Source organism: Rhizobium esperanzae (assembly GCF_002204185.1).
In the GTDB taxonomy this organism is placed as follows: domain Bacteria; phylum Pseudomonadota; class Alphaproteobacteria; order Rhizobiales; family Rhizobiaceae; genus Rhizobium; species Rhizobium esperanzae.
Genome location: NZ_MXPU01000076.1, coordinates 1 through 606, shown reverse-complemented (window position 1 = coordinate 606; position 606 = coordinate 1). Strand labels below are relative to the sequence as shown.

1 protein-coding gene and 1 rRNA gene are annotated in these 606 nt (G+C 51.3%); both read left to right on the top strand.

All coding sequences use genetic code 11. From position 1 onward, the window contains the following. Window positions 1–142 precede the first annotated feature (142 nt). Window positions 143–322: a hypothetical protein gene (locus B5E41_RS31565; RefSeq protein WP_141098869.1), complete on the top strand. Its 180-nt coding sequence runs from the start codon at window positions 143–145 to the stop codon at window positions 320–322. Between the two features lie 48 nt (window positions 323–370). Next, window positions 371–606, top strand: a 16S ribosomal RNA gene (locus B5E41_RS31005); the annotation flags it as partial.

The window sequence follows — 606 nt, the reverse complement described above, 5'->3', positions numbered from 1 at the left end:
TAGCTCTATAAGCCCACTCACTGAACGAGGGCGGCGGCGCTGCTGGCGACGAAGTCTTTCGTTCTGAAGAAACTCAAGCGGATTGGCGATTGCTGGTTTGTTGCTTCGGGCTTAGGTTTGGAGCGGGTTTTGGTGACGGCTGATGGTCGTCGGTTCTTTGACAATTGAAGATGAGAAGAAAGAGAAACGTGGGCGGCGGAGCTTGCGGGATCGGCAGCGATGCTGGTTCTTTGAAAGAGACTTTGGCGGTCACGTTTATCAAGAGAAGTTACACTGGTTTTTGACGTTGGATTTCGGTTTGGCGTTTAGAAAACAGGTGTGAAGTTCTCGTCGATTCAGAACGTGACGTAATTGCCAATGATTGAATTCTCAACATGAGAGTTTGATCCTGGCTCAGAACGAACGCTGGCGGCAGGCTTAACACATGCAAGTCGAGCGCCCCGCAAGGGGAGCGGCAGACGGGTGAGTAACGCGTGGGAACGTACCCTTTACTACGGAATAACGCAGGGAAACTTGTGCTAATACCGTATGTGCCCTTTGGGGGAAAGATTTATCGGTAAAGGATCGGCCCGCGTTGGATTAGCTAGTTGGTGGGGTAAAGGCCTA